Origin of the sequence: Rhodococcus sp. 008, assembly GCF_001682295.1 — a bacterium.
Classification (GTDB): domain Bacteria; phylum Actinomycetota; class Actinomycetes; order Mycobacteriales; family Mycobacteriaceae; genus Rhodococcus_F; species Rhodococcus_F qingshengii.
This window is the reverse complement of sequence record NZ_CP012749.1, coordinates 4950933-4970740: the sequence shown is the minus strand read 5'-3', so window position 1 is coordinate 4970740 and position 19808 is coordinate 4950933. Positions and strand designations below refer to the sequence as shown.

Genomic DNA, 19808 nt, shown 5'->3' with positions numbered 1-19808 from the left:
CGCACTACCGCGCGGCAACCGTCACCCTTCTCACACGGTCAGAAGATCTTGATCGGATTGACGATGTCAGCCGTGAGTGTCAGCAACATGAACGCGCCACCGATCACGATGAATACGTAAGTAATCGGAAGGAGTCGCGTGTAGTCGACCGGGCCGCCGGGAATCAAGCCTCGGCGGGCGCGGAACCAATCACGGATCTTCTCGTAGAAGACCACCGCGATGTGACCGCCGTCGAGCGGCAACAGCGGCAGGATGTTGAAAACACCGAGGAAGAAGTTGATCGATGCGAGCAGTCCGACGAACATCGGCCACTCGGCTCGATCTGCGGCCTCGCCACCGATCACGCTGGCACCGACCACGCTGATCGGTGTGTCCTGGGCGCGTTCGCCGCCCGTGATCGACTCCCACAGTGCCCCCACCTTCGACGGAATGTCAGCCAATGCCTTCACCGAGTCGACCATGATCTGGCCGGTGTAGTCGAAGGCTGCCGGAACAGCCGTGAGAGCGTTGTACTCGACCAGCGCCGAGCCCGGTCCACCGATTCCGACAGCGGATACTTCCTGCTTCACGGGAACGCCACTGGCCGAGTTCACATATCGCTGGACTCGTTCGGGCACGACCGTGATCGACAAGGCCTCTCCGTCGCGATCAACCGACAACACGATCGGACCATCCACACCTCGAATAGCTGCTGCCACCTCAGGGAAGGTGCTCGTCGACTTTCCGTCGACTGCGGTGATCCGATCTCCCGATTGCAGGCCCGCATCTCCCGCGGGGCCCCCACCCGAGCACTCTGTCAGCTCGAAGTTGCCGTCCTGGCCCAGCTGATCGGGGGCCACACAGGTGACCTCTTGGACCACTGGCTGAGCGGGCTCAGTTCGGCCCCAGCCGAGAAGCAATGCGTAGATCAGGAGGAACCCGAGAATGAAGTTCATCGCGATACCGCCGGACATGACGACGACGCGCTTCCACGCCGCCTTCTTGTACATCGCGTGCGGCTCTTCTTCAGGCGTCATCTCGTCGAGGGCCGTCATGCCCGCGATGTCGCAGAATCCGCCCAGCGGCAGCGCCTTGAGGCCGTACTCGGTCTCACCTCGACGGAACGAGAAGATCTTCGGTCCGAAGCCGATGTAGTAGCGGCGAACCTTCATTCCCAAAGCTTTGGCCGTCCACATGTGACCGGCTTCGTGCAGGGCGATGGACACGCCGATGCCGAGGGCAAACAGCACTACGCCCAGTGCAAAAACCATGAAAGCTCTAGCCCTCCTGCTTCACGAGCTGACGCGCTCGTGTGCGTGCCCAGCCGTCTGCGGCCAGAACGTCGTCCACGGTAACCGGTTCTGCGGACCATTGACCTGCATCGTCGAGAACAGCAGCCACCGTGCGGACGATCGCCGGGAAGGAAATGACACCGTCGAGGAATGCCTGAGCCGCCACTTCGTTGGCCGCGTTGTAGATCGCGGTGAAGCAACCTCCGGATTTTCCTGCGCTTCGCGCCAGATCGACGGCTGGGAACACCGACGAATCGAGCGGCTCGAATTCCCAGGTGGAGGCGGTGGTGAAGTCGCATGCCGACGCCGCACCTTCGATGCGGTCCGGCCAGCCGAGAGCGAGAGCGATCGGGAGCTTCATGTCCGGTGGACTCGCCTGTGCCAGCGTCGATCCGTCGAAGAAGGTCACCATGGAGTGCACGATCGATTGCGGATGCACGGTGACGTCGATGCGGTCGTAGTCGATCCCGAACAGCAGGTTCGTCTCGATCAACTCGAGGCCCTTGTTGACCAGAGTTGCCGAGTTGAGGGTGTTCATGGGGCCCATCGACCAGGTGGGGTGCGCTTTTGCCTGAGCCGGATTCACACTTTCGAGCTCCTCGGCGCTCCAGCCACGGAACGGCCCACCCGAAGCGGTGAGAACCAACCGGGCCACCTCGTCGCCTGTTCCACCACGTAGGCACTGGGCAAGCGCCGAATGCTCCGAGTCGACCGGCACGATCTGACCGGGGGCGGCGGCTTTCGTCACCAGCGCTCCGCCGGCGACAAGCGATTCCTTGTTCGCCAGCGCCAGGCGCGCTCCCGAGTTCAAAGCCGCCAGTGTCGGTTCGAGTCCCAAAGAACCGACGAGCGCATTGAGGACAACATCGGCACCGCTGTCCCGAACCAGTTCCGTCACGGCGCTCGGTCCCGAACGGGCGGTTACCGATTCCAGCGCCGATGCCGCTGCAGGATCGGCGACGGCGACGTCCGTGACGCCGGTTGCACGAATCTGTTCGGCCAACAACTCGACGTTGTTGCCGCCCGCTGCAAGACCGACTACTTCGAAACGGTCGGGGTTGGCAGCGATGACCTCCAGCGCTTGGGTACCGATCGAACCGGTACTGCCGAGGAGGAGGACGCGGGTACGTGTGGTTTCCTGCACTCGCCCATTGTTCCTGATAACACCTGAGAACAACCTTATCGACGCCCAACTACGTACGACAGGCAGTCGTATGTCACCATATTGGGCAGTAGTGCAACCGAATGAGCAGGAGGATCGACCGTGGCCGATACCCAGTTGGACGTCAAGTCCAGCGCCCCCGTCGTGGTCTCGCACGTCGATGAGGCCGAGGTTCCCTCTGCCGCATGGGGGTGGAGTGGTGAAGGACTCAAGTTTTTCCGTTTCCTCGGATGGTTCTTCGCAATATTCCTGCTTCTGATGATGATCGGAAACCATCACGGCAAGGTCGAGGATCTGTGGCTCATCGGCACCGCCGGATTGATGATCTTCATTCTGGTCCGCGACATCGTCATCCGTCGCCGCCCGCGCTAGAAACCTGACAAAGAGAAGGCCTCCACGAACGAAAGTTCGTGGAGGCCTTCTCTTTACGTGTTTCAGGCCTGAAACGTTTCAGTTCTCGGCTGCCAGCTGGCCACAGGCTGCGGCGATTTCCTGACCGCGCGTATCGCGCACCGTGCACGAGACGCCCTGGGCGATGACCCGACGCACGAACTCACGCTCGACGTCCTTGGGGCTCGCGTCCCACTCGCTGCCCGGAGTCGGGTTGAGCGGAATCAGGTTGACGTGCACCAACCCGCCGAGTGCTTTCTTCAGCTTCTTGCCCAGCATGTCCGCGCGCCACGGCTGATCGTTGACGTTCTTGATCATCGCGTACTCGATGGACACACGGCGACCGGTCTTGTCTGCGTAGTACCGGGCAGCCTGAAGTACCTCCGACACTGACCAGCGATTGTTGACCGGGACAAGAGTGTCGCGCAGTTCGTCGTCCGGTGTGTGCAGCGATACCGCCAGCGTGACGCTCAGGCCTTCGTCAGCGAGCTTGCGGATAGCGGGAGCTAGGCCGACGGTCGAGACCGTGACGGACCGCTGAGACAGGCCGAGGCCGTCGGGTGCAGGCGAGGTGATCCGTCGTACCGCTGCCACCACGCGCTTGTAGTTCGCCAAAGGCTCGCCCATACCCATGAACACGACGTTCGAGAGGCGTCCGGGGCCGCCGGCAACTTCACCGTCGCGCATGGCAGCCGCTGCCTCGCGAACCTGATCGACGATCTCGGCGGTCGAGAGGTTGCGGTCGAGGCCGCCCTGACCCGTCGCACAGAACGGGCAGGCCATTCCGCAGCCTGCCTGACTCGAGATGCAAAGTGTTGCCCGGTCGGGATAGCGCATCAAGACGCTTTCGAGCAGCGTTCCGTCATGTGCCTTCCACAGGGTCTTGCGAGTGTCGCCCGAATCGCACGCGAGGTGCTTGATCGGGGTCAACAAGGTCGGGAACAGCGACTCCCCCACCTTCTCGCGCACCGATGCGGGGAGATCGGTCATCTTCTCCGGATCGGCTTCCAGCCGCGCGTAGTACTGACGCGCCAGCTGATCGGCCCGGAAAGCCGGAAGGCCGAGCTCTTTCACCGCTTCTTTGCGCTCGGCGGAATCGAGATCGGCGAGGTGCCGTGGAGGCATTCCGCGCTTGGGTGCAGTGAAAACGAGGGGAAGAGAGGCAGCCATAGTTACACCATTGTCCCATTGTTTTGGGGTGCTACCCCACTGCCACCCGATTGTGGCCGGATTACCCGTGCAACTTCGCGCAGGTTGAGTGATGATCATGTCATGTCAACCACACCAGAGGATCCGTCGAATTCCCCCGTGTACGGCCCAGCCGACGGTTTCGGCCCCGATCCGGAACTTCCGAAGGTGGACGAGAACAAGGCAGTGGAAAAACACGATCCGGAACCGACACCGACGCCTGAACCGGTGCCGACCGGAACGTCGGTCACCGACCGAACCAGAGCCGCCACGACCTGGGTTGGCCTGGTCATAGGTGCAATCGTGTTGATCTTACTGCTGGTGTTCATCCTGCAGAACCTAGAGAGCGTCTCCGTCAAGATCCTCGCCTGGCAGATCGACTTTCCGCTCGGAATCACGATCCTGCTTTCCGCCATCGCGGGCGCATTGATCATGGCGTTGGCAGGCGGCGTTCGCATCATTCAGATCCGGCGCGCAGCGAAGCGGCAGATGTGACTGAAATCTAGTTACGCAATTGGGTCGATCGATGGGCCAGCAGGCATCATTGATGTCGTGGAAATCACCGGAAAGGCCCTGATGTGACTACTCACATGGAGAGACCTGTGACCTCGCGAATTGCCCCGCAGCAGGCAAGATCCTGGCTCCTCGTCCCCGCGTCCAAACCGGACACCTTCGACGCCGCACTCGCGAGTGCGGCCGACGCCGTCATTCTCGACCTCGAGGATGCCGTCACCGCACCCAACAAACCGGCGGCCCGCCGCGATGTCGCCGCATTCCTGAGCGAACACAATCACGCCTGGGTTCGGATCAACGACGCCACGACACCGTTCTGGGAAGAGGATCTGGCCGCACTCGCGGGCCTCCCCGGACTCGAGGGTGTCATGCTCGCAAAGACCGAAAGCGGTCAGCAGGCCGACGCCACGGCCGAGCGACTTCCCGACGGCACCAAGATTCTTGCCCTCGTCGAATCCGCGGTAGGACTCGAGGCTGCCCCCGAGATCGCACGCACTGACGGCATCTTCCGTCTCGCATTCGGCAGCGGCGACTTCCGGCGCGACACTGGGATGGACGACTCCCCCACGTCGATGTCGTACCCGCGTTCGCGGCTCACCATCGCCAGCCGCGCGGCACGCATCGCTCCGCCGATCGACGGTCCCACGCTCGGCCCCGATCTGGATCTGCTCGCCCGAGACTGTGCGATCACCTTGTCACTCGGCATGGCCGGCAAACTCTGCATGACCACCGCGCAGACTGCCCCCGTCAACGCAGGACTGAGTCCCTCTGTAGCCGACGCGATCTGGGCTCAGAATGTCATCGACGATCTCGGCGAAGATGGCTCACGCGTGCGCGACGGCAGCGACTTGCCCAAGCTCGCCAAGGCGAAGAAGATTCACAAGCTCGCCACCCTGTTCCACATCCCCACCGATCACTGATTTTTTACTACTGAATCGGTGCAGAAAACGTCAGGCGCTCAAGTCGGAGCGCCTGACGTTCGTCTTTTGAGCCCGCCTTCACGCAAGTTCGAGTGATCGTGGTTTGGACCGAACATGGATCCGGTATCGCACCGTGAAGCCCAATCCCGTTACTTGCGAGAACGCACGCTCGGCAGTCTTCTCGGTGAACTCGATTCCGAGTACCCGCCACATATCGTCTCGATTCTCGAACTCCCACCGGGTCTCGACGCGCGTGAGCGAGAATCCTTGAGCCTCGAAGAACGCTTCGACCGCCGCGGGATCGTATTTGGGCAGATCCGCCCTCATCCACTCCCCGTACGGGCCGGCGCTCACATCGAGATCCACGATCAGCAAGACTCCCCCGGGCCTCAGGATGCGCATGGCCTCACGAATTCCCGGGCCGCAGCCTTTTCCGAAGAAGTACGCCGTACGGGCATGAACGAGATCGACTGAAGCATCCACCAGACCCGTGGACTCTGCTGAACCCTGGACTACGTCGATCGACGCCGAATCGCGGGTTCGTTCCCGCGCGGCCTTCACCAGCGGTGCATGCGGCTCCACTCCGACAACACGACGGGCAGTACGAGCGAACTCCGGTAGATGGAACCCTGCCCCACAGCCGACATCGACGACATCGCGTCCAGACCAGTCGACCTGGGCTCCCATCGCGGCCCAGATGGAACCGTCGACGTCCTGCGCACGGTTCTCGATCTCGTACACGTCCGGCCAATGCCAGATGTTCGGACTGGGGATCGGCTTGGAACGGCCTGAGAAGAAATCACGCACGAGAAATCAGACGAGTGCGTACAGAATCAGCCAGGTGACAAATGCCGACGGCAGGAGTGAATCCAGGCGGTCCATAATTCCGCCGTGGCCGGGAAGCAAGGTTCCCATGTCCTTGATGCCGAGTTCACGCTTGATCTGCGATTCGATCAGGTCGCCGACCGTCGCGACTACCACCAGGACGACACCGAGCAGGACGCCGATCATCGAATTCGCGTCGAGGATCAACGTCACCGAAAGCAAACTGCCGATGACGCAGAAAATGAGGGAGCCGACGAATCCCTCCCAGGACTTCTTCGGGCTCACAGCGGGCACCATCGGATGCTTCCCGAACAGCACTCCAGCCGCGTAGCCGCCGATGTCGGAGCACACGACACCGATCATCAGGACGAAGACGCGACCGGGGCCGTCGTCTTCGAGCACCATCAACGCACCGAATGACGCCAACAGCGGGATCCACGCCAGAACGAACACCGTGATGGAGGTGTCTCGCAGGAAGTTCTTCGGGGTCGCCTTGAGCCCGTGGTCGAACAACCGCCACACCATGCATACCAGGACGGTCGCGGTGAATCCGCTGAGCACCCCGACCGGTCCCCACGGCCAGCCGAGCCAGATCGTGGCTTGCCCGCCGACGAGAAGCGGAATTCGCGGCACCTCGATGTCGGCTTCACGAAGCCGCGTGGTGACCTCCCACGTCGCGATGAACATCGCGATCGCGACGACAGCGATCCATCCCGGGGGCAGGAAGATCAAAGTGCCGATGACCAAGGCGCCGAGACCAGCTCCGACGCCGATGGCGGCAGGTAGGTTCCTGCCCGCCTTCGACTTCGGCGGTTGCGCGCCCTCAGCGCCGCCCGTAGGCCCGTCCGTGACGGGACCACCGGCGGTTCCCTCTTGTGCGTGCACCCAAACTCCCTGATCTACTCCCGACGACAAACACTGCAAATGAGGAGGCTATACCTCCATCAACTCTGCTTCCTTGTGCTTGACGAGTTCCTCGACCGTGTGCACGTACTTCGCCGTGGTCTTGTCGAGTTCTTTCTCTGCGCGACCGACCTCGTCCTCGCCGGCTTCACCGTCCTTCTGGATCCGGCCGAGTTCGTCCATCGCCTTGCGGCGGATGTTGCGCAGCGTGACCTTGGAATCCTCGCCCTTGGACTTGGCCTGCTTCACCAGTTCACGTCGACGCTCTTCCGTGAGCTGCGGAACCGAAATGCGGATGATGCTGCCGTCGTTGGACGGGTTCACACCGAGATCCGAGTTGCGGATCGCCGTCTCGATCGCGTTGAGCTGCGAAGCCTCGTACGGCTTGACGATGACCATGCGGGCCTCGGGGACGTTGATGCTCGCGAGCTGCGTGATCGGCGTGATCGAACCGTAGTAGTCGATCACGATGCGCGAGAACATACCGGGGTTCGCGCGTCCGGTGCGAACCGAGCCGAGATCGTCCTTGGCTACCGTGACAGCCTTTTCCATCTTCTCTTCTGCCTCGAAGAGCGCTTCATCGATCACGGCTGTTCCTCCATGTTGTTCTGCATCATTTTTTGGGTGTCACTCACGACTTGATCAGGGTGCCGATCTTCTCACCGGACACCGCGCGAGCGATGTTTCCTTCGGTGAGGAGGTTGAACACCATCATCGGCATCGAGTTGTCCATGCACAGGCTGAATGCCGTCGCGTCCGCGACCTTGAGCTCACGTTCGATGACCTCACGGTGCGTGATCTGTTCGTACATCGTCGCGTCCGGGTCGAGACGCGGGTCGGCCGAGTAGACGCCGTCGACAGCCTTGGCCATCAGCACTACCTCGGCACCGATCTCCAGCGCGCGCTGCGCAGCAGTGGTGTCAGTCGAGAAGTAGGGCATACCCATCCCGGCACCGAAGATGACTACGCGCCCCTTCTCGAGGTGCCTGCGTGCGCGAAGGGGGAGGTACGGCTCGGCGACCTGGCCCATGGTGATGGCCGTCTGCACGCGAGAATCGACGCCCGCCTTCTCCAGGAAATCCTGCAGAGCGAGGCAGTTCATGACGGTGCCTAGCATGCCCATGTAGTCGGAGCGCGCGCGATCGAGGCCACGCTGCTGCAGTTCCGCCCCGCGGAAGAAGTTTCCGCCGCCGATGACCACTGCAACCTGTACGCCCGATCGAACGACCTCTGCGATCTGCTCAGCCACCTTGGTGACCACGTCGGGATCGAGACCGACTTTGCCGCCTCCGAACATTTCGCCGCCGAGTTTGAGCAGGACCCGCTTGAATCCTGGACGTTCGTTGGCTGGTTCGGACATTGTTCTCCTCAGTTCGATACAAGACCTTGTAGGTCCTTCATTCTTCTTCTGCCGCCGAATCGGACACCGCGGCATAGGAAAGCCCCCGGGACTCGTCCCGAGGCACTCTCATCCTGCCTCATCGGAGGCCCCAGGTACACGTAGACCCCGCCGGTAGAGCAAATGCTCTTCAGGCGGGGTCCATGTGTGCGGGCTCCGAATTAAGCGGAGGCGCCGACCTCGAAACGCACGAAGCGCTTGATGGTCACGCCTGCCTCGTCGAGGATCGCCTTGACGGTCTTCTTGGAGTCCGTGACCGAAGACTGCTCGGTCAGAACGACGTCCTTGAAGTAACCGTTGACGCGGCCTTCGATGATCTTCGGCAGTGCCTGCTCGGGCTTGCCTTCTGCGCGGGCGGTCTCTTCGGCGATGTGACGCTCGGAAGCGACGATCTCCTCGGGAACCTCGTCACGCGTGACGTACTTCGCCTTGAGTGCTGCGACCTGCATTGCAGCGCCGCGAGCGGCCTCAGCAGCAGCATCGCCTTCACCGGTGTACTCGACGAGAACGCCGACAGCGGGCGGCAAGTCGGAGCTGCGCTTGTGCAGGTAAACGGCAACGGGGCCGTCGAAGGAAGCGACGCGGCTCAGTTCGAGCTTCTCACCGATCTTCGCGGACTGCTCCGCAATGACGGTGTCGATGGTCTTGCCGTCGAGCTCGAGCGCCTTGAGAGCGTCGAGGTCAGCAGGCTTACCAGCAGCAGCGACGGTCACGATCTCGTCGGCCAGCTTGATGAACTCGTCGTTCTTGGCGACGAAGTCGGTCTCGCAGTTGATCTCGATCATGACGCCGTCCTTGGCGACGACGAGACCCTCAGCGGTGGTGCGCTCTGCGCGCTTTCCGACATCCTTCGCGCCCTTGATGCGCAGCTGCTCGACGGCCTTGTCGAAATCGCCGTCTGCATCTGCGAGTGCGTTCTTACATGCCATCATTCCGGAGCCGGTGAGCTCACGGAGCCGCTTGACGTCAGCGGCGGTGTAGTTCGCCATGATTAGCGAGCCTCCTCATGTGTCTGTTTCGGACCTAGGACTAACGGTGAAGCACGGCCTGACGGTGGTGCTCGGGCCTAACGGTGAAACGGCCCTGACCAAAAGAACTCTTGGTCAGGGCCGGTTTCAACGAATCAGGCCTCGGTGGCCGGTGCCTCTGCGGCGGGGGCTGCCTCAGCCTCTGCAGCCGGAACTGCCTCAGCCTCTGCGGCCGGAGCTGCCTGCGAGAGCAGTTCCTGCTCCCACTCGGCGAGGGGCTCGCCTGCGCCGGCTTCGGGCTTCGCGTCCTTGTCGGCGCTCAGTCCTGCACGTGCCTGCACACCTTCGGCAACCGCGGAAGCGACAACCTTGGTCAGCAGTGCTGCGGAACGGATGGCGTCGTCGTTGCCCGGGATCGGGTAGTCGACGAGGTCGGGGTCGCAGTTGGTGTCCAGGATCGCGATGACCGGGATGTTCAGCTTGCGAGCCTCGGCAACTGCCAGGTGCTCCTTGTTGGTGTCGACGATCCACACCGCGGAAGGAACCTTGGCCATGTCGCGGATACCACCGAGGGTGCGATCCAGCTTGGTCATCTCACGCGTGAGCATGAGGATTTCCTTCTTGGTGCGACCTTCGAATCCACCGGTCTGCTCCATTGCCTCGAGCTCCTTGAGGCGAAGCAGACGCTTGTGAACGGTGGTGAAGTTGGTGAGCATGCCGCCGAGCCAACGCTGGTTGACGTAGGGCATTCCGACGCGAGTAGCTTCGGAAGCGATGGACTCCTGCGCCTGCTTCTTGGTACCGACGAAGAGAACGGTGCCGCCGTGGGCAACGGTCTCCTTGACGAACTCGTACGCCTTGTCGATGTACGTCAGCGTCTGCTGGAGGTCGATGATGTAGATGCCGTTGCGGTCGGTCAAGATGAATCGCTTCATCTTCGGGTTCCAGCGACGGGTCTGATGTCCGAAGTGGGTTCCACTATCGAGCATCTGCTTCATGGTTACGACAGCCATGGCTGTGTACCTCAAACTTTCAATCCGGTTGATGCAGGCGATCGGGTGATCCCTGCCCTGGCACCCGCACGGCCGTCGGACCTGTTTCGTGAGAACCAGGACCAGCCGAGGCCGGAAAACGTGCGCGGGCGCGCGAAGTCGGACTGTGCGAGCACAGACCGCTCGACAAGTGTACGTCCTCGTCCCCCGATGCCATAACCACCCCGGAAGCAACAGACCGAACCGGCGGTTGTGGATCGGCGGCTACCTTGTGGATTACCCGTCTGATCTGCATTGAAGCGTGCGCTACTCCACGCAAGATCAAGGAATGACGATCTTGCGCGGAGCTCGACGAGGCGTGGTATTTGCCGTGATCTCCTGCTGTGTCGCCGTAGGCACGGCGTCAGCAGACACGCGATTCGACTGGCCGCTCGCTCCTCGGCCGCACGTGGAACGCGCTTTCGACAAACCGGCCGAGAACTGGCTGCCGGGTCATCGCGGGGTCGATCTCGGCGGCAGCGCCGGCCAATCCGTCCTCGCGGCCGGCGACGGCATCGTGGTGTTCGCGGGAGTGGTCGCCGGAAAGCCGACGGTGTCGATAGATCATCCCGGCGGCCTACGCACGACCTACGAACCCGTCACCGCAGTCGTTCGCACAGGTGAACGCGTCGCAGCCAGGTCCGTGATCGGAACCCTCGAAACCGGGCACGAAGGGTGCGCTGTCGAAGCATGTTTGCACTGGGGATTGCGCAGAGGACGCGAGTATCTCGATCCACTCGGACTGGTTCGGTCGCAACCGCTCAGGCTCAAGCCATTGAAAGGAGGCTGATCGGTCGCAGAAATCGGTCGCAGAATCAGTGCCACTCGGAAACGGCGTGCCGACCCACAGCGTCCGCGAAGTCGTCGGCCACCATCGCTGCCAGTTCCATGAACGCTCGTCTGGTGGCCGGTCGCATCAATTCGAGGTCCATCACCGACCCCTCCGCGAGATGCTCGTCGAAAGGAATGACCTCGACGGCGCGGCATCGACGCATGAAATAGTCCACCAACGCGTCCATGTCGATCACGCTCGACCCTGGTCTGGCGGCGCTGATGACGACGACGGTCCGCTCGACCAGATGGCCGTATCCGTGCAACTGAAGCCAGTCGAGCGTTGCCGCTGCACTGCGCGCTCCGTCGATTGCCGGCGAACTGACCAGAACCAACGAATTGGCAAGATCGAGAACGCCGTTCATCGCCGAGTGCATGATCCCGGTACCGCAATCAGTGAGGATGATGTTGTAGTAGACCTGCAAGATGTCGATGACCTGGCGATAGTCGGCCTCGCTGAATGCCTCCGAAATCGCCGGATCCTGCTCACTCGCCAGCACCTCGAGACGACTCGACGACTGGGATGTGTGCACTCGAACGTCCGAATAGCTCTTTATGTCCGGTCTAGCAGCAATCAGATCGCGCACTGTCGAATTGGTCTGCAGCGGAACACGTTGTGCCAAGGTCCCGAAATCGGGATTGGCGTCAACCGCCACGACGCAGTCACCACGCAGCGAAGCAAACGTCGCACCGAGTCCGACCGTGACCGTCGTCTTGCCCACTCCCCCTTTGAGCGAGAGCAGAGCGACTCGGTAGTCGTTGCGGATCGGCTGCTCGATTCGGGCGGCCAGTGCACGGTTGCGCTGTTCGTTGGTCGAATCCCCCAGATTGACCACACCTCCGGTCGCACGATGCAATCCTCTTCGCCAGCCGCCACGCGGCGTCCGTTTCGGGCGTTTCAGTAAAGCTTCGGCAACCAGATCCTGGTTTGTCACCTGTTGCTGGCTCGACGGTGGCGGTGGCGTGGACCAGACCTCTTGCAGTCGCGCCACAGGCTCCGGCGTCGGCGCCGGCTCGGGAGCCGGTTGCGGCGATTCGGACAGCCAGGCTGGTTGGCCGCTGTTCGGCAGGTGCTTCACATCTTGGCGGTTCACGAATCCCCCGGATATCGCATGTAATCGAGTGTCTTGACACGACGATCGAACTTTGCCGATTGTTCACTCTTCTGAGCTGCGACGCTACCAAATACCAGCCGAGAACTCGCGTCGCTCCACAAATCAGGCGCGCGGATGGGCCTGATCGTGGACGGATCGAAGCCGTTCGACCGACACGTGCGTGTACAGCTGAGTGGTCGCCAAACTCGCATGACCGAGGAGTTCTTGGACCACACGAAGGTCCGCACCACCCTCCAGCAAATGTGTCGCAGCCGAGTGCCGAAGCCCGTGCGGACCCATGTCGGGAGCCCCTGGAATTGCAGCCATGGTTTCGTGGACCACCGAACGCGCCTGACGCTGATCGAGCCGGCCGCCTCGAACTCCGAGGAGCAACGCTCGCCCGGACCGATCCGAACACAGCGCGGGTCGTCCGTGCTCCAGCCAGCCGTTCAGTGCCGATTCTGCGGGCAGGCCGTATGGCACCGACCGCTCCTTGTTCCCCTTGCCGAGAACACGAAGCAATCGTCGATCGGCATCGACCGACTCGACGTCCAGTCCACACAACTCGCCGACGCGAATTCCGGTGGAGTACAACAATTCCACGATGAGTCGGTCTCGCAGGGCGAGCGGCTCTTGTTGCTGCGCACCGCTTTCCGCCGCATCCATTGCGTCGAGGGCCTGGCTCTGACGCAGCACCGTCGGCAGCGTCCGGCGAGCTGGTGGAGCCGCCAGACGTGTGCCCGGGTCGACGGAAATGCGTCCGGTCTGCGCGAGCCACGCAGTGAACCCACGCGCCGAAGAAGCCCGTCGAGCTACCGTCGTACGGGCTGTTCCTACGGCATTCTGGGCGGCCAACCACGAACGCATGACACTTAGGTCGAGGCGGTCGAGATCTGCATTCTCCGAACCCGCGGAGAAATGGGTCAGCAATGCCCGCGCGTCACCGACGTAGGCGCGGATCGTGTGTTCCGACCGGCCTCGGCTCAGTCGGAGGTGCTCGGCATACGCATCGAGGTGAACGCTCAAGCTCGCCGGCAATGCGTCAGTCATGAACACACGCTCGCTCGCCGCGATTGAAACTGCAAGCTCCCTCGCCGATAGGGTTGATCGGTGAATCGAGCAATTCCTCTGAAGATGTTGTGCGTACTGGCACTGATTTCCGCAATCGCTCCACTGTCCATCGACATGTACCTGCCCGGCCTACCGTTGATGGCGGATGCACTCGACACTACTGCGGCCAGCGTTCAGCTCACGCTGACCACCTTCATGGCAGGCCTCGGAATCGGCCAGCTGATCATCGGTCCGATCTCCGACGGACTTGGCAGGCGACGAATACTGCTGGCCGCGACAATCATCACGGCACTGAGCGGCGCGGCATGCGCGGTGGCGCCGAACATCGAGTTTCTCATCGGTGCACGACTCGTCCAGGGCTTGAGTGGAGGCGCTGCCATCGTTCTTGCCCGCGCTTGTATTGCCGACCGAGCGCGCGGCGACGACGCAGCGAAGCTCTTCAGCATCATGATGATCATCGGCGGTATCGCTCCCGTCGTCGCGCCACTGATCGGCGGCGCACTTCTCGGCCCCGTCGGATGGCGCGGAATCTTCTGGGTCCTGGCTGTCGCGGGCGCCGTGATGGTGGCTGGTGTCGTTTTGCTCGTTCCCGAGACACTTCCGCCCGAGCGACGCCACGGCGGCGGATTGAAGGCCCTGATCTCGAATCTGCGATACGTGGTCCGCAATCGGCACTACCTCGGATATGCGCTCGCATTCGTCTTCGGATTCGGCGCCTTGTTCGCGTACATCTCCGCGTCACCGTTCGTCGTTCAGAACGTTCTCGGGCTGAGTCCGTCACAATTCTCGATCGCGTTCGCAGTGAACGCCACCGGAATGGTCACGGCAGCGATGATCACCACTCGCCTGCTCGGTCGCGTCGGAGCACGCACGCTGCTGCGTTTCGGGGTGTGCCTACTCCTCATGGGCGGCGCCGTATTGTTCTGCACCAGCGTGGTTTTCAGTTCCACGAATACCTGGTTGATCTTGGTCCCACTGTTCGTGGCAATTTCGAGCATCGGGTTCATCATGGGCAATGCGACCGCTCTCGCCCAAGGAGAGGTCACCAACGCGGCCGGGACCGGTTCAGCGCTGATGGGAGCGGGCCAGTTCGGCTTGGCGGCGCTGGTTTCGCCGTTGGTGGGAATTGCGGGAGAAGACACGGCAGTTCCGATGGCAATTGCAATTCCCACCTTCGGAGTTCTCGCGGCCGTTGCGCTCGTGTTGCTGACTCGCGGCACGGCCGCCGCGAGTTAGTTTTCGGCCGCGGCGAGTTCGGACTTCCAGACCCGGAAGCCCTCTTCGGTGCGACCACGACGCCAATAGCCGGAAATAGAAGCAGCCGACGCCGGGACCTTTCGTTCCTTGCGAATGTACGGTCGGAGGTTGTGCATGACGGCTTGTGCTTCACCGTGAATGAACACGTGCGGTTCGCCCGGCAACCATTCGAGTGCCTTGACCGCGGCGACAACCGGAGCGTTGTCGCCCGCTAATTCTTCGCCGACCGCATCGGACGATGCCCCGCGATGTAGCCAGGTCACGGCAATACCTTCTGGGGCATCGAGCGCGATTTCGTCTTCCGGTCCCCCGACCTCGACAACGGCGTAGCCGACCGCATTCGGCGCCAATCGCGCTATCGACGCGGAAATAGCGGGTATTGCGGTCTCGTCTCCGACGAAGAGATACCAATCAGCGGTTGGTGACGGCAAAAACGCGCCACCAGGTCCCCGCAGAGTAATCTCAGCGCCCGGCTGAACTGACGCGGCCCACGGACCTGCGACACCCATGTCGCCGTGGACGACAAAATCGATTGCAATCTCTTTGGCATCAAGATCGTACGAACGAATCGTGTAGGTGCGCAGTGTCGGCTGATCAGGAGTGCCGAATTCGATCTTTACATAGGAATCGCTGTATTCGCTGGGAGTGAACGACTCGAAGCCTGGTCCCCCGAGAAACACTCGTACCATATGGGGGGTCAATTGTTCGGTCCGCAGAACCGTCAATGCAGTTGTCGGCTTGGCCACAGAAAGATCCTTCCGAAAGTTAGTGTTACCTAACTAATGTACACGACAATTGCAGCACGAGGGCGAAATACCTCGCCGGCGACTCCACACAGCGCTCTGTCGACCTTTGTACAGAGCGAAAGAAACCGACCAATCTGCTGGGTAAATTCGGTGCTGTTTAGACGAATTATTTGATCTGCTTCACACGGACGACCTGTCGGACAAAGCTGTCCGAGAACTCGGCAAAGCAACAGTAAAATACACCTCTGGCTCCCGGCGAGTTCGCCGAGAGCCAGAGGTGTATTTAATTCAATCTAGTGTGCAGCGTCGAAAGCGTCGATGATTTCCGCTTTGATACGCCCACGCGGAGCAACTTCGTAACCGTTCTTACCTGCCCAGTCACGGATGGCCTGGAGCGTCTCCTTGGAGCGTCCGGAACCTGATGTGGCCTGCGGAGATGCAGCCTGAGCCTTCTTGCCGCGCTTCCCGCTCACCTTCGCAGCAGCCTCGACGAACGGCTTCACCGCAGCGTCGAACTTCTCTGCATTGGTGGCGCGCAGATCGATCACGTAATCCGTTCCCTGGTAAGAGAACTCAATTCGATCACCGAATCCATCGTCAATCGGCTTACCATCAAGGTCGTCGATGAGTTGCCGAATCAGCTTCTCAGCCATTGCACTCCTCTTTCAATGATCGATTCAATTCTCCTTCACAATACACAGATAGAGCGTTGATGAACAAAAGAAGTTCGAAAGCCTTCACCGTTTCCGAACAGACTCAATGGTCCGAATTAGCAGCGGGTTAGCGGCATTGCCTCGACCGAACACGACCCTGAAAATTCTGCACGTTCATCCCTCGGATGCCGGGTGTCAATCAATGCCCGCCGTCATCGTGATCCAGACTAATCGGACTTCCATGCACATTGACCTGAGGCTTTCCTGAGACCCGTCGAACTTGCAGGTCGGGTCGGCGAAACGCATCGAGAATTACATTGCACACAGTCGAGCAAATTCGTGAAAAATAGCCCTGACGTGCCATTTCCGATGCGCTGCGGGTATTGACGATTCACGGTCTTCGCAAACGATTAGTGAGCATCGCCACGCATGGTCTGACGGGCGCAGAAGTAGTTCACGTACTACCGCGTCCGAAACCAACCACTGGAATCAGAACTTGCAAATCCCTCCAGTTCGAGCAGAGGAAGAGTGGCACGAACCTGAGCTATGAGCAATCCCGATTCCTCGGACAACTCACGCGTACTGCGAGACCCCGTTCCCGGCAATGCTTCGTATACCAATCGAGAATTGCCTCGCAATGCGTCGATGTCACGCGTCGCGGCCGCATCCTCCGCGGAATCCCCGACACCAAATGGGCCTGACGCTTCGACTACATCCACGGCATTGGACACGAGTTGCGCTTCACCTTCTCGGATCATCCGGTGGCATCCGGTCGACGATGCCGAGGTAACCGGTCCGGGCACCGCCATCACGGGACGGCCTAACTTCCGAGCCCAATTGGCGGTATTGCGTGCACCACTGCGCCAACCCGCCTCGACCACCACTACTCCGTCCGACAACGCAGCTACCAGTCGATTCCTTGCCAGAAACCGGAACTTTGCAGGTGTTGTGCCCGGCGGATATTCACTTATCACTGCACCCGAACTCGCTATCTGTTTGAGTAGTCGCGCATGCCCTGACGGATACGCTCGATCCACGCCACAGGCCAAGACAGCCAGTGTGTTTCCACCTACGCCCAATGCAGCGCGGTGCGCGGCCCCGTCGATACCGAAGGCCGCCCCGGAAATCACGGTCCATCCGTCGACAGCGAGGTCACCGGCAATCTCTGCCGTCACGTGTTCGCCGTACGCAGTCGATGCCCGCGTGCCCACAATTCCAACCGATCTCTCGGTCAGATCAACCAAATCCCTGGACCCCAACACCCACAACACAAATGGCGCCGTCTCACCCCCGGAGGGATCGAGTCCGTCAAAGGAAAGCATTCGCCACGCCGGCCAATCGGCGCAGTTCGGTGTTACGAGTCTGCCACCCATCGCCTCCATCAGGTCGAGGTCTCGTTGGGCTGTGTCGATGTGAGCGCGGGCTCGCGTCTTCTCCTCGATCGCGGGTGGCAGATCGCCGTTGCGAACCGCCCTCGCAGTTTCTTCGACCCCGAGCTCGCCGATCAACATGGACATATATGCGCTAGGGCCCTGCACGACGCGGGACAGATATGCCCAAGCGAGTAGTCGTGGATCGTGTGCAGTCATTGGAATCCCCTGTCTCGAAAGTCGAGTGCGGTGACAACTTGGTCTGGTCCGGGCATCGCTTCACCTGCCAGATCGGCGACACTCCAGGCAACCCGCAACGCTCGGTCCGCCCCACGAGCAGTGATGACACCTTTACGCAGCGCCCGTTCCACCGGCGCCAGCGCTGCACGCGAGAGTCTGAACTTCTGTCTCAACGCCGGCCCTGGTACCTCCGCGTTGGTCCGCCACCCGTACTCACTCCACCGCTGGGCTGCAGTGTCCCGAGCCGCCGCCACGCGCGCACGAACATCGCTGGTGCTTTCCCCCACTTCGTCGATCAGCGCTCCGGTTGCTACCGCCTGCATCCGGACCCTGATGTCGACTCGGTCCAACAACGGGCCAGACAATTTCCCCAGGTAACGGCGACGCGCCGCGGGTGCGCAGACGCAGTCCGCGTCTCGCGGCGGCGCGCATGGGCACGGATTCGCGGCCAGGATCAGCTGGAACCGCGCCGGGTACCGAGCAACTCCGTCCCGCCGGGCGATTCGCACTTCCCCGTCTTCGAGTGGTGTGCGTAGCGCTTCGAGCACCTTCACCCCGATCTCGGCACATTCGTCGAGAAACAGCACGCCGCGATGGGCGCGGCTGACCGCACCAGGACGAGCCATCCCACTACCACCACCCACCAGCGAACTGACCGACGAACTGTGATGCGGCGCAATGAAAGGCGGCATATCGATCAACGGCCGATCCTCCGGCAACACCCCCGCCACCGAATGAATCGCCGTCACCTCCAACGACTCCCCCTCCGTCAACGGCGGAAGAATCCCCGGAAGCCTCTGCGCCAACATCGTTTTCCCGATCCCCGGCGGACCCGTCAACATCAAATGATGCGCACCCGCCGCAGCAACCTCGATCGCCCACCGAGCATCCGTCTGCCCGACAACCTCACTCAAATCCCGCACCGCCACCACACCAGCACGCTCGAAAACATCAGGAACAGCAAGCGCCAACTCCCCACGCAACCACCCGATCACCGCGGACAGATCGTCAGCGCCCAGCACCTCGATCCCCTTCACCAAGCCCGCCTCAGCCAACGCCCGAGCCGGAACCACCACAGTCCCCCACCCCGCCCGCTTCGCCGCAAGCACCGCAGGCAACACACCACGCACCGTCCGCAAACGACCGTCGAGCGCCAACTCCCCCAAAAACACAGTCTCCCGCAACAACTTCCGCGGCAACTTCTTCGCCGCATCGAGAACTGACAACGACAAAGCCAAATCGTAAACACTGCCCACCTTCGGCAACGTCGCCGGCGACAACGCCAAAATCACCTTGCTGTCCGGCCACTCCTCACCAGAATTGGTCACCGCCGCTCGAATCCGATCACGCGACTCGTGCAACGCCGTATCAGGCAGCCCCACCAAATGCACCGCAGGCAACCCGCGCCCGATATCCGCCTCGATCTCCACTATCTGCCCGTCCACACCACTGACCGCAACAGAATGCGCCCGCCCCAACGCCATCAGAACGCATCCACAAAATGCTCGACCGAAGGCACGCCGTCCCGGCCGATCAACACCGCCACCACATCGAAACGGACCCTCGACCACGACCGGCCCGAATCAGTGAGCCAGTGCATCGCCAACACCCGAATCCGACGCTGCTTCGCGAACGTCACCGACTCCGCCGGACTCCCGTACCCGGCACCCGAGCGAGTCTTCACCTCCACGAACACAATTCGATCACCGGACGTCGCAACAACATCCAACTCGCCGTACCGACAACGCCAATTGCGTTCGACAATCTCCAAACCCGCATCAATCAGGAACTCGACAGCCACATCCTCGCCCCGAGCCCCCAACGCCATATTCCTCGCCATCGCAGCCCCCACCACTCACACCCCGCGCCCGCCCATACGAAACGCGTCCCAACCACCACCCTCAACCCACCACCACAAAACCAAGCCATCCGAAAACAACCTGTTCACAACTCGGAACCTGTGGAATTCGGCAGCG

At 61.6% G+C, this 19808-nt stretch carries 21 protein-coding genes; 5 read left to right on the top strand and 16 right to left on the bottom strand.

What is annotated here, in order from left to right:
• Window positions 1-38 precede the first annotated feature (38 nt).
• A complete protein-coding gene (locus AOT96_RS23145; RefSeq protein WP_030535658.1) occupies window positions 39-1250 on the bottom strand; it encodes a M50 family metallopeptidase in 1212 nt (403 codons plus the stop codon).
• Window positions 1251-1257: 7 nt separating this feature from the next.
• Window positions 1258-2415, bottom strand: a complete 1158-nt coding sequence (gene dxr, locus AOT96_RS23140) for a 1-deoxy-D-xylulose-5-phosphate reductoisomerase (protein WP_064073702.1) — start codon at window positions 2413-2415, stop codon at window positions 1258-1260.
• Window positions 2416-2535: 120 nt separating this feature from the next.
• Here dxr and AOT96_RS23135 point away from each other — a divergent pair, with 120 nt between their 5' ends.
• Complete coding sequence (locus AOT96_RS23135; RefSeq protein ID WP_003942762.1) at window positions 2536-2805, top strand: DUF2631 domain-containing protein; 270 nt, start codon at window positions 2536-2538, stop codon at window positions 2803-2805.
• Window positions 2806-2883: 78 nt separating this feature from the next.
• Here AOT96_RS23135 and rlmN read toward each other — a convergent pair whose 3' ends face one another.
• Complete coding sequence (gene rlmN, locus AOT96_RS23130) at window positions 2884-3993, bottom strand: 23S rRNA (adenine(2503)-C(2))-methyltransferase RlmN (protein WP_003942816.1); 1110 nt, start codon at window positions 3991-3993, stop codon at window positions 2884-2886.
• 102 nt (window positions 3994-4095) lie between these two features.
• On the opposite strand from rlmN, the gene AOT96_RS23125 reads away from it, so the two are divergent.
• Together AOT96_RS23125 and AOT96_RS23120 are read left to right on the top strand one after the other, a co-directional pair.
• Window positions 4096-4506 carry a LapA family protein gene (locus tag AOT96_RS23125; protein ID WP_073512295.1) on the top strand — a complete coding sequence of 137 codons (411 nt, stop codon included), beginning with the start codon at window positions 4096-4098 and terminating at the stop codon, window positions 4504-4506.
• A 95-nt stretch (window positions 4507-4601) separates the two neighbouring features.
• The gene (locus AOT96_RS23120; protein ID WP_041814950.1) at window positions 4602-5444 is read left to right on the top strand and encodes an HpcH/HpaI aldolase/citrate lyase family protein; all 843 of its coding nucleotides are present in this window, start codon (window positions 4602-4604) and stop codon (window positions 5442-5444) included.
• Between the two features lie 78 nt (window positions 5445-5522).
• Here AOT96_RS23120 and AOT96_RS23115 read toward each other — a convergent pair whose 3' ends face one another.
• The 6 genes from AOT96_RS23115 to rpsB form a co-directional block, all read right to left on the bottom strand.
• A complete protein-coding gene (locus tag AOT96_RS23115) occupies window positions 5523-6251 on the bottom strand; it encodes a class I SAM-dependent methyltransferase (protein ID WP_065352381.1) in 729 nt (242 codons plus the stop codon).
• A gap of 6 nt (window positions 6252-6257) precedes the next feature.
• Complete coding sequence (locus AOT96_RS23110) at window positions 6258-7154, bottom strand: phosphatidate cytidylyltransferase (RefSeq protein ID WP_003942673.1); 897 nt, start codon at window positions 7152-7154, stop codon at window positions 6258-6260.
• Window positions 7155-7202: 48 nt separating this feature from the next.
• Entirely contained in the window at window positions 7203-7760 is a 558-nt protein-coding gene (gene frr / locus AOT96_RS23105) for a ribosome recycling factor (RefSeq protein WP_003942777.1), read from the bottom strand.
• Window positions 7761-7803: 43 nt separating this feature from the next.
• The gene (gene pyrH / locus AOT96_RS23100; protein WP_003942722.1) at window positions 7804-8532 is read right to left on the bottom strand and encodes a UMP kinase; all 729 of its coding nucleotides are present in this window, start codon (window positions 8530-8532) and stop codon (window positions 7804-7806) included.
• A gap of 200 nt (window positions 8533-8732) precedes the next feature.
• Window positions 8733-9560: a translation elongation factor Ts gene (gene tsf, locus AOT96_RS23095; RefSeq protein ID WP_007734877.1), complete on the bottom strand. Its 828-nt coding sequence runs from the start codon at window positions 9558-9560 to the stop codon at window positions 8733-8735.
• A gap of 134 nt (window positions 9561-9694) precedes the next feature.
• Complete coding sequence (gene rpsB / locus AOT96_RS23090) at window positions 9695-10552, bottom strand: 30S ribosomal protein S2 (protein ID WP_065352380.1); 858 nt, start codon at window positions 10550-10552, stop codon at window positions 9695-9697.
• Window positions 10553-10859: 307 nt separating this feature from the next.
• Between rpsB and AOT96_RS23085 the strand changes: the two genes are divergently transcribed.
• On the top strand, window positions 10860-11360 hold the full coding sequence (locus AOT96_RS23085; protein ID WP_065352379.1) for a M23 family metallopeptidase: 501 nt from the start codon (window positions 10860-10862) through the stop codon (window positions 11358-11360).
• Window positions 11361-11385: 25 nt separating this feature from the next.
• On the opposite strand, the gene AOT96_RS23080 is transcribed toward AOT96_RS23085, so the two are convergent.
• Window positions 11386-12495 (bottom strand): MinD/ParA family ATP-binding protein, encoded by a 1110-nt coding sequence (locus tag AOT96_RS23080; protein WP_003942711.1) that lies wholly within the window; start codon window positions 12493-12495, stop codon window positions 11386-11388.
• A 123-nt stretch (window positions 12496-12618) separates the two neighbouring features.
• Window positions 12619-13545, bottom strand: coding sequence for a tyrosine recombinase XerC (locus AOT96_RS23075; protein WP_003942767.1), 927 nt, complete (start codon window positions 13543-13545; stop codon window positions 12619-12621).
• Window positions 13546-13629: 84 nt separating this feature from the next.
• Here AOT96_RS23075 and AOT96_RS23070 point away from each other — a divergent pair, with 84 nt between their 5' ends.
• Window positions 13630-14802: a multidrug effflux MFS transporter gene (locus tag AOT96_RS23070; protein ID WP_007734871.1), complete on the top strand. Its 1173-nt coding sequence runs from the start codon at window positions 13630-13632 to the stop codon at window positions 14800-14802.
• On the opposite strand, the gene AOT96_RS23065 is transcribed toward AOT96_RS23070, so the two are convergent.
• The 5 genes from AOT96_RS23065 to AOT96_RS23045 form a co-directional block, all read right to left on the bottom strand.
• Complete coding sequence (locus AOT96_RS23065; RefSeq protein ID WP_065352378.1) at window positions 14799-15569, bottom strand: siderophore-interacting protein; 771 nt, start codon at window positions 15567-15569, stop codon at window positions 14799-14801. The two genes, AOT96_RS23070 and AOT96_RS23065, sit on opposite strands and share 4 nt — an antisense overlap.
• Before the next feature lie 293 nt (window positions 15570-15862).
• A complete protein-coding gene (locus tag AOT96_RS23060) occupies window positions 15863-16222 on the bottom strand; it encodes a histone-like nucleoid-structuring protein Lsr2 (RefSeq protein ID WP_003942721.1) in 360 nt (119 codons plus the stop codon).
• Between the two features lie 461 nt (window positions 16223-16683).
• The gene (dprA, locus tag AOT96_RS23055) at window positions 16684-17811 is read right to left on the bottom strand and encodes a DNA-processing protein DprA (RefSeq protein WP_030535668.1); all 1128 of its coding nucleotides are present in this window, start codon (window positions 17809-17811) and stop codon (window positions 16684-16686) included.
• Window positions 17808-19316: a YifB family Mg chelatase-like AAA ATPase gene (locus tag AOT96_RS23050; protein WP_007734866.1), complete on the bottom strand. Its 1509-nt coding sequence runs from the start codon at window positions 19314-19316 to the stop codon at window positions 17808-17810. Before AOT96_RS23050 ends, dprA begins: the two co-directional genes overlap by 4 nt.
• Entirely contained in the window at window positions 19316-19672 is a 357-nt protein-coding gene (locus AOT96_RS23045; protein ID WP_039973464.1) for a YraN family protein, read from the bottom strand. The genes AOT96_RS23050 and AOT96_RS23045 overlap by 1 nt, the downstream gene beginning before the upstream one ends.
• Window positions 19673-19808: the final 136 nt, after the last annotated feature.

Coding starts and splice junctions, on each gene's coding strand:
- tsf (WP_007734877.1), bottom strand. CDS start 9,560: ATGGCGAACTACACCGCCGCTGACGTCAAGCGGCTCCGTGAGCTCACC.
- AOT96_RS23045 (WP_039973464.1), bottom strand. CDS start 19,672: ATGGCGAGGAATATGGCGTTGGGGGCTCGGGGCGAGGATGTGGCTGTC.
- AOT96_RS23075 (WP_003942767.1), bottom strand. CDS start 13,545: ATGACTGACGCATTGCCGGCGAGCTTGAGCGTTCACCTCGATGCGTAT.
- AOT96_RS23070 (WP_007734871.1), top strand. CDS start 13,630: ATGTTGTGCGTACTGGCACTGATTTCCGCAATCGCTCCACTGTCCATC.
- AOT96_RS23060 (WP_003942721.1), bottom strand. CDS start 16,222: ATGGCTGAGAAGCTGATTCGGCAACTCATCGACGACCTTGATGGTAAG.
- rpsB (WP_065352380.1), bottom strand. CDS start 10,552: ATGGCTGTCGTAACCATGAAGCAGATGCTCGATAGTGGAACCCACTTC.
- rlmN (WP_003942816.1), bottom strand. CDS start 3,993: ATGGCTGCCTCTCTTCCCCTCGTTTTCACTGCACCCAAGCGCGGAATG.
- dprA (WP_030535668.1), bottom strand. CDS start 17,811: ATGACTGCACACGATCCACGACTACTCGCTTGGGCATATCTGTCCCGC.
- AOT96_RS23145 (WP_030535658.1), bottom strand. CDS start 1,250: ATGGTTTTTGCACTGGGCGTAGTGCTGTTTGCCCTCGGCATCGGCGTG.
- AOT96_RS23120 (WP_041814950.1), top strand. CDS start 4,602: ATGGAGAGACCTGTGACCTCGCGAATTGCCCCGCAGCAGGCAAGATCC.
- AOT96_RS23125 (WP_073512295.1), top strand. CDS start 4,096: ATGTCAACCACACCAGAGGATCCGTCGAATTCCCCCGTGTACGGCCCA.
- AOT96_RS23085 (WP_065352379.1), top strand. CDS start 10,860: ATGACGATCTTGCGCGGAGCTCGACGAGGCGTGGTATTTGCCGTGATC.
- pyrH (WP_003942722.1), bottom strand. CDS start 8,532: ATGTCCGAACCAGCCAACGAACGTCCAGGATTCAAGCGGGTCCTGCTC.
- AOT96_RS23050 (WP_007734866.1), bottom strand. CDS start 19,316: ATGGCGTTGGGGCGGGCGCATTCTGTTGCGGTCAGTGGTGTGGACGGG.